Below are 8,271 nucleotides of genomic sequence, written 5' to 3' on the forward strand. Positions count from 1 at the left end.
ATTCCGAGACTGGCAAATATTATCGAATACGCCTCATGCTGGCTGCCATGTGGTCTGCACAGGAGTTTTTGAGTACTTACGATACTAAAAAAATACAGGCACTGGCCAGTATAAAGAATACAGCCGATTTAGGTTGCCGAATAAGCGTGCTCAAGTCGGCAGTTCATCATACTCATTCCATTTCATCCAGCCGACTTTCAAAGAAATCTGTAGCAGGTTATATCGCGTTGTTTTTAGCCGCTGGACTAGCAGGTGCATTGAATATATTTGGTATGTCTAGCGCTTCACCATCAGAGCGACAGGAGTGGATGTTAGCTTTTACTTTACTCGGTACTGCACTACTACACGGTTTTAGCTTTGTTTATCAAGTAAAGTCTTCTGCAGAGCAAAGGCTGGAATTTAAGCAAAAGCCAGTATCGGATAAACTCGTTTGCATCGCTAAACAGTCCGGTACAGTAATTCCTTCCGTCTTTGGAACATTACCTGATGGCGCATTAACGTTTTTTGGCCTTGTACCCAGGGTTGGCAATTTTGTTGTTCCTGGCCTCTGTGCATTGGCCAATGTTCTTGTTGAAACGGTTACCTATAATCTATTGGCGAAAGATTTTCTGTATTCATTTATTGCTTGTTGGCGAACGCTGTGCAAAGGGATTTCGGATGAGTATTTTGAGAATGTTCAGCAGGTCGTTGACATAATATAACGTGTCGCTGCTGAAACGGATAATGATATTTTGGTGTATGTTTGCACGAACGTCGATCATATTCCCCAAAAGATAGCTCTTATTGATGGTGATCGAAGGTTCCAGTCTCATATTGTGAAAGTTTTAAAATATATGGTTGAGGAAAACCTTAGCGCTGCAGAGTTATCCATAGGTGAGATTAAAATACTGCTTGATTGTTCTGAAAAAAGATCAAAAATTTTGGCCGGTGTTGATGCTTTTTTTTCAGTTGGTTTGTTGCTTGTGATATTTTTATACACATCAGAGTTCTTTTCTGCGAGAGCATTTACTTCTTTTTTAGGTCTTTCTTCCAATTATACGGCTGTCAATGTTGCTGGTCATGAATTTGACTGTGATCACTATGCCGGCGAAATGCCTCTTGTCTGGAATAGAGTTTATAATGCTATTGGGTGTGCCGGAGCCGTTTCTGCAGCGCTTTTGGGAAGATCCTTAATTGCTTTAGTCAGGATTTTATTAAAGAAGCTTGATAATATTTCTATAGCGTTGGGTGATCATACGTGTAGAGATGAGCTAAGAGCCATCTTTTTCGAACGGATTGTAGTAAAACTTATTGCGGCAGGTTTATCTATCCCTATCGGCTTATGCTTTCGTGAAATGGCGCTAGCGAATATTGAACATTTGGACATTCTTCAGAATTTAAAGACATGTAATATAACAGGCTTGGATGTTAAGCTTCCGTCAATCCCGGGGGCGGGCTATGTTGTCGCAAATGTTTCATTTTTTATCTCGTTTATGTTGTCTTTCATGCCTATTTTCCTGTTTTTTAATGCAATAGCTGATCGAATTAAGCTATGTAACCCAGTGACGAACTACTTTAGAAATAGATCTGTAGAATCACAGGGCGCAATACAGTCAGCTCCGTTGGCTGTTCCAGAAGAATCAATCTCAGCTGAGTCAATATCAGATGTCGAAACGAAAGATGAACATAATGGACGTGATAGCAAGCAGTGTCTGCCTGTTAATGTCGTTTTTAACGAAATGCCCTGATATATACGATTAACAACAGTACTGGTTATCGGTAGCAACCCGGCTATCTGTTGAAGTACTTTTTCCTTGTCCTTCTGGACTGACGACTCTCTTGAACAGTGATGTTTTTCATTTTTACGACAGGGCTGGTAACGAGTGGGTAAAGATCACAGAGTACGTCTCATGAACTTGCTGAAATTACGTACGGATTGTTGCGTCAGGCAGGCATATAGTCATAGCGCGTTATCAATTATGCCCTTTTCATGAGGTAGTCAGTCTGAGGTATTGCTTAATGGGCGCCCAAGCTGATTGACCAGCCCTTTCTCCTGTTGACTGGTTCTGTTTTCCCTATGCCTGATCTCGTCATTGGTGGCCTGAGTCTGCCGCACTTCATCAGTACCCTGTGTTTTGCGTTGTTTGCCTGGATGATCATCCGTCGTATCGCTGACCGGCTCGGTCTTTACGAGTGGGTGTGGCACCCGGGCCTGTTCAACCTGGCCGTCTATTTTATTCTTGTCATGGGTGTTGCCATCTTCCAGCAATCCACGTTTTAGGTTGTCTTCATGCCGTTCTCGCTGACAGCAAAAAAGCTGTTTTCCGTTCTGGTGACATTGGTTGTTGTTGCCATCGCCGTATATGCCATCCACTGGTTGTTTGTCTATTACACCGAAAGTCCCTGGACCCGTGACGGGCGTATCCGTGCGGATGTTTACCAGGTGGCGCCAGATGTGACCGGCCGTATTGTTGAAATGGCCGTGTCGGATAACCAGAAAGTCAGCAAGGGGGATTTGTTGTTTGCGATTGATCCGGCATCCTATGACGTGGCGTTGGCAAGGGCTGAAGCCGACGCGAGTAGCGCCAAAGCCGACCTGGCAGAAAAACGCCTGGAAGCTGAACGGCGGCGCAAGCTCGGCCCCGACATGATCAGCAAGGAAGAACGGGATAAAAGCGAACTGACCCTTAAGGCTGCCGAGGCCCAGTACCGTGCTGCTGAATCGGTTGTGAATAAGGCGCGGCTGGATCTGGCGCGAACCCGTATCTATGCCCCCGGCAATGGCTACATTACCAACCGGACGCGGACGGAAGGGGATTTTGCCACTGCAGGCCAGCCAGTACTGTCGCTGGTCGATAGCGACAGTTTTTATGTTTACGGTTATTTCCTGGAAACCAAGTTGCCGCAGGTGCAAATCGGTGCGCCGGCGCGTATCACGTTACTCAGTGATGATGCTGTTCAGTTGCAGGGCGAAGTGGTCAGCATTGCACGGGGTATCACCGATTACAGCACGCCAGGGGGGGATGACGCTGTCGGCCTGCTTCAGGTGAATCCCACCTTTGACTGGGTTAGGCTGGCCATGCGGGTGCCGGTGAGGATTCATCTGACCGATATACCGCCAGGGCTGATGCTGGCCAGTGGCATGACCTGCACCATTGTGCTTGAGTGAGCCCCTCATGGTGCTTAAGAACAGGCTGGCCTGGTTGGTGCAGGCACCGGTGGAGAACTGGATCCGCGTACTGCAGATTGTGTTCGGCATGGGCGTGATTGAATGGTGCAGCTACCGGTTTAACCTGGCCAGCCCCGGTACCGCGCTGGTCGCCTGCATCATCGTGGCCCAGCCTTTGGTGGGGATGATCTACGCCAAGGCCGCCAACCGGGTGCTGGGGACGCTCTTCGGTTGCCTGTTTTCCCTGTTCCTGCTGATGGCGTTTGGTCAGGCACCGGTTGTGTTTTTTGCCCTGCTGGTGCTGTGGGTCTGTGTCATGACCTGGCTGGGAAACCGGATCTGGCGGCCACTGGAGTATACGACCCGCCTGTCAGGTTACACGGTGGCGATGGTGGCGGTAACGGCGCTGGCTGCGCCAGACAATGGCTTCATACTCGCCGTACATCGCATGACAGACACCCTGGTGGGGGTACTGGTCATGACGGTGATAAGCACGGTGGTCGTCCCCCTGTCGGCCCGGGAGTTGCTGCGCCGTAAAGCCTGGCAAAGCGTGAACGATGTACTGGTGTTCCTGCGCCAGGTGGTGGATGGGTTAGTCGTCACGGACCTTGCGGCCTATCGCAAGGCGCACATGCAGTGTATCAGCGGGAGTTTTGATCTGGAGCGGATGCGTCTGGATGCCAGCCTGGAAAATCTTTCCCGGGGTCATGTATTCCAGCATGCCACGGCACTGGTGCAGAATCTGTTGCGTACCGTCTCCCGGTTGCATGTTATGGCGCATCAGCTGGCTCATCTGGATCAGGCCAATACGTCGCTTCCGATCAAGTCAGAATTGATGCTCTCGCTCCAGTACTGTGTAGAGCAACTGGAAACGCTGGATAATGCCTCTCCGGATCAGCTGGAGACAACGCTGGCGCCGCTGTTGACGCAACAGCTGGAACATCTGGCACTGCTTGAAACTCAGCTCGGCAATCTACTGGCGGAAACGGATACGCCGGATGCTGCGCTATGGCGTATCACGTTAACGTTGTATCTGGCCATTGGCAGTCTTGAATCATTACAGAGTTCCCTCCGGCATATGCAACAGTTGCACCGTGAACGCCCGGATCTGGCGGTGGCGAATGAAAAGCCCCGCCTGGCGTTTCATGTTTTCCATCGGCTGAGCCTGTTGCGCGCCCTGCGTCCTGCAGTCGCCATCGGGTCGGGTCTCGTGATCTGGTACTGGACCGCCTGGCCACAGGGTGCCAGCCTCATGATGATGCCGATTGTCCTACCCACCCTGTTTGCGGCACATCCGTTTCCTGCACTGCTGTTTCGCCAGACCATCGCCGGCATCGTCCTTGGCATGGGACTTGGTTACCTGATGTTGTTCCGTGTGATGCCGGTGATCGACGGATTCCCCCTGTTCTTTCTGGCACAGGTGCCGGTGATCGTGATTGCCGGGCTGCTGATCTGCAACCGCGCAACCGTGGGGCTTGGCATGGTGTTATTAATTAATTTCTATCTGTCGGTCCAACCAACGAACATGCCGGTCTATGATTTTCCTTCCTTTGTGAATCTGGCGCTGGCGACATTGACCGGCTCGGTACTGGGGTGCCTGTCGTTGCTGCTGGTGTTCCCGGAAAGCCCCCGACGCATTGTGCGCAGTATTCATCGCCAGATGCTGGAGGAGCTGGCACACATCTGTGAGAACAAAGCCTGCCCGGAGGAACAAGGGCAATTTGAATCACGGATGTATGATCGCCTGAACCAGGTGCAGCAGTGGATGGATGCAACGCCACGGGGATTAAACGACGCGAAACTGGTGATCCAGGTCTTTTATCTGGGGGAGTTGCTCTACCGTTTTCCTCAGCGGCAGCATAGCTTGCCTGCCCAACTGCAACGGGACATTCGCAGGTTCCTGGCGAATCTTGCCCCGGGTTTCAGGCAGTGGGCGAAAGGGCAGGGACAAGAAGGGATGGCAGACCAGTTACGTCACGCAAAGCAGCAGATGCTGGACTTGCTGGAGGATTTTCGGACTCTGTATCCGAAGGTAGCCGGTGAAGACCGCCTCTGCCTGTTGCGTACCACTGCACAGCTGGAATTGATTCCCGGCTTGCTGGAGCGCATGGCCGGTTATGGGGAAAGCACCTGACGGCTATGAATTGCTCAAAGTCCTGTGTTCGCCTAAATTGATAAAAGACGCTAACAGGGAGGTGGCGACGATGTCAGGTTTGACAGATGCCGATATCGTTTTTCAGAGTTATGGACGCTGCAACAGCAGCGCGACATTTTATGATGATTTCTACGAGGCTTTTACCGGCAAGTCGCCAGCCATTGCGGAGAAATTCGTCAATACCAACATGACCCGCCAGCAGGTGATGTTGCGAGGTGGGATCAAGTGGCTGCTCACTTATGCCCTGGGGATGCTTGATGCCAAGCTGCAGGAATTGGGAAAGAGTCACAGCCGTGGCGGGTTGAACATTTTACCGGAATGGTATGACCTTTGGGTGGAGGCACTGATGGAAACGGTGGCCAAGCATGATCCAAAGTATACGACAGAGCTTGATGACCAGTGGCGCCGTGTGATGAAGCCGGGTATCGATTTGATCAAATCCCACTATTAATTGATGTTAACAATATCGTTCTGAACATCTGCTGATTGAAAAAAAACCGCCGCCCGGCGGTTTTTTTTGGGGCTTTGTGGCGTCAATGGATGCTGCCATAGTGCCATACTCGTGACGACGCTTTTTTTTTATGGTCAGAGCAAAAAGGTTGGTTTGTGGCATGGGGTACATACGTACAGAATCGCCGGGTTTTTCTCATGGTTCTGCGGTATGGAGACGGTATGTTACCGGCCAATGCTTTTAAACTGATTGATAAGACAACATTCTTTGGTGCGCTGGGTATGTTGTTGTCTGTTGTGATTCCGCTGGCGCTCTGGCCGGAACAGGGGGCGCAATGGATTGCCGGCGCCAAGACGATGATGACCGATCAATTCGGTTTTCTTTACCTGGCCCTGGGCATCGCAGCCGTCTTCTTCATGGTCTATATCGTTTTCAGTGATATTGGCCAGATCAAGTTGGGGGATCCGGATGAAAAGCCGGAATTCAGTACCACTTCCTGGGCAGCGATGCTCTTCTGCGGCGGGATCGGCGCCAGTATCCTGTACTGGGCCACGATTGAGTGGGCGTATTATTACCAGAACCCGCCTTTCCAACTGGAACCGGGCAGTGAAGAGGCTGTACGGTGGGCGGCGACCTATGGGGTGTTTCACTGGGGGCCGGTTGCCTGGGCGATTTACCTGATTCCAGCGTTGCCCATTGCTTATTTTTACTATGTTCGCAAACAGCCGGTTCTGAAGGTGTCCAGTGCGTTGATGCCGGTGATCGGCGAAGTCCGCAGTCATGGTTGGCTGGGTAAACTGGTCGATATCCTGTTTATTTTTGGGTTGCTGGGCGGTGGTGCCACCACGCTGGGGCTCGCCGCACCATTAATCAATGAAGGTGTGAATCACCTGTTCGGTATTCCAAAAACCACCGAAACCCAGGTTGTTGTATTGATGATCTGTACGGCGCTGTTTGCATACTCCGCCTATGCCGGGATGGAGAAAGGCATCAAGCTGCTCAGTAACATCAACTTCTGGGGTGCCATTGGTTTGCTGGTGTTTATCCTGGTGACTGGTCCGACTATTTTCATGTTGGAAACGGGACTGGACTCCCTGGGCCGGATGCTGACCAACTTCTTTGCCATGGCTACCTGGGCGGAACCTTTCGGCGGGTATGGTACGTTCGAAAATACCCACTTTCCCCAGGACTGGACCATTTTCTATTGGGCCTGGTGGCTGGTGTTTGCGCCCAGCATGGGTCTGTTTGTGGCGCGAATCTCCCGTGGCCGGACCATCAAGCAGATGGTAACAGGATCCATCTTCTTTGGTTCCATGGGCTGTTTCCTGTTCTTTATGGTGCTGGGTAACTATGGCCTGTCACTGCAGCTGTCCGGTGCAGTGGATGTGGTGAGTATCCTGAACAACGAGGGCGCAACCCAGGCTATCTTTGCCATTCTTTCCCAGTTGCCGTTCAGTGAGCTGGTGATTGCGGTCTTTACGCTGCTGTGCCTGATTTTTACCGCAACAACCTTTGACTCTATTTCTTACATTCTAGCCTCCGTCGTACAGAACAATGTGACGGAAGAGCCGATGCGGTGGAACCGTTTGTTCTGGGCGTTTGCGTTGTCTTTCCTGCCCACCGTACTGTTGTTCATGGGCGGGCTGTCCACACTGCAGACCGCTGCGATAGTGGGTGGTTTGCCGCTGCTGGTGATTGCGGTGATGCTGATGGTCTCGGCTGTTAAGGCGGCTACGCTGGACCTGGCGCACCAGGAAGGTTACGAAGATCCGGTCATCAATATTGAGGAACTGCCGGATGTGGATCCCTGGTCAAAAGAAGGCATGGCGCTGGCGACCTTCGAACAGCTGAAAGATGAAGCCGTTGAAGCGGCTGAGGCGGAACGCCTGGCATTGAATGCCATCTGGAGGATGAAGCGGAAGATTCGCCAGGAAGCTCTCTCCCGTGGTAATTCCGGACTGGAATTGGGGGATGCGCCGCAAGAGATGGTCATTGAACTGCGCAGGCTGACCGATGAAGCCATGCAGGCGAAGGAGCGAAAACTGGCAACCTCGGCAGCAGCCCAGCAGGCACGGATTGCCTTTAATGAGTTGTTCCGGGAGCGGCAGAAGGTGGAGGTTGAAGTCGTTGTTTCCTGAGTTTTTGCTCTGATGAGTATGGGATATCCGGATCATGCAGTGATTCGGATATCCCGGGTTAATAAGGTGAGTGCATGCCATCGTGTTGCTGACAACATAGTGATCAGGCATTTCAATAGAACAAGAAGACTGATCAATCAATAAGGCCAATAAGTGCACTTTGTTGCGAGAGTGTGTCCCCCAGGATGTACAGCGACTGCCTACGTCACATCATTACAACGGAAAAAATCAATAAGTGTTTTCTTTGGGTGCCATGTCTTAAGTACCAAGACCTAAGTTTTCTCAGTGTCTCAGCCCACCTTAAATCCCGCTTAACCTTGGGAATGTGAGCAAGCTGGCCGTACTTTTGGCAACAGAGTACAGTTTTTGCACAAAACGC

7 protein-coding genes are annotated in these 8,271 nt (G+C 51.2%); all 7 read left to right on the forward strand.

The features are described from left to right. Window positions 1–701: hypothetical protein (locus tag ABD892_RS12810; protein WP_345196147.1), on the forward strand; the 701-nt coding region annotated here is incomplete at its 5' end. A gap of 114 nt (window positions 702–815) precedes the next feature. Further along, the gene (locus ABD892_RS12815; protein WP_345196149.1) at window positions 816–1,727 is read left to right on the forward strand and encodes a hypothetical protein; all 912 of its coding nucleotides are present in this window, start codon (window positions 816–818) and stop codon (window positions 1,725–1,727) included. 329 nt (window positions 1,728–2,056) lie between these two features. After that, window positions 2,057–2,260 (forward strand): DUF1656 domain-containing protein, encoded by a 204-nt coding sequence (locus tag ABD892_RS12820; RefSeq protein WP_345196150.1) that lies wholly within the window; start codon window positions 2,057–2,059, stop codon window positions 2,258–2,260. A gap of 9 nt (window positions 2,261–2,269) precedes the next feature. Further along, entirely contained in the window at window positions 2,270–3,148 is an 879-nt protein-coding gene (locus ABD892_RS12825) for an efflux RND transporter periplasmic adaptor subunit (protein ID WP_345196151.1), read from the forward strand. Between the two features lie 7 nt (window positions 3,149–3,155). Further along, window positions 3,156–5,282, forward strand: a complete 2,127-nt coding sequence (locus ABD892_RS12830; protein ID WP_345196153.1) for an FUSC family protein — start codon at window positions 3,156–3,158, stop codon at window positions 5,280–5,282. 70 nt (window positions 5,283–5,352) lie between these two features. Beyond that, window positions 5,353–5,754: a globin gene (locus ABD892_RS12835; RefSeq protein WP_345196154.1), complete on the forward strand. Its 402-nt coding sequence runs from the start codon at window positions 5,353–5,355 to the stop codon at window positions 5,752–5,754. Between the two features lie 197 nt (window positions 5,755–5,951). Next, window positions 5,952–7,892, forward strand: coding sequence for a BCCT family transporter (locus ABD892_RS12840; RefSeq protein ID WP_345196155.1), 1,941 nt, complete (start codon window positions 5,952–5,954; stop codon window positions 7,890–7,892). Window positions 7,893–8,271 lie beyond the last annotated feature (379 nt).

It is taken from the genome of Kistimonas scapharcae, from assembly GCF_039540975.1.
Lineage (GTDB): Bacteria > Pseudomonadota > Gammaproteobacteria > Pseudomonadales > Endozoicomonadaceae > Kistimonas > Kistimonas scapharcae.

Bases quoted from the DNA above. Each gene is read 5' to 3' on its own strand.
- ABD892_RS12835 (WP_345196154.1), top strand. From the start codon at position 5,353: ATGTCAGGTTTGACAGATGCCGATATCGTTTTTCAGAGTTATGGACGC.
- ABD892_RS12820 (WP_345196150.1), top strand. From the start codon at position 2,057: ATGCCTGATCTCGTCATTGGTGGCCTGAGTCTGCCGCACTTCATCAGT.
- ABD892_RS12825 (WP_345196151.1), top strand. From the start codon at position 2,270: ATGCCGTTCTCGCTGACAGCAAAAAAGCTGTTTTCCGTTCTGGTGACA.
- ABD892_RS12830 (WP_345196153.1), top strand. From the start codon at position 3,156: ATGGTGCTTAAGAACAGGCTGGCCTGGTTGGTGCAGGCACCGGTGGAG.
- ABD892_RS12840 (WP_345196155.1), top strand. From the start codon at position 5,952: ATGGTTCTGCGGTATGGAGACGGTATGTTACCGGCCAATGCTTTTAAA.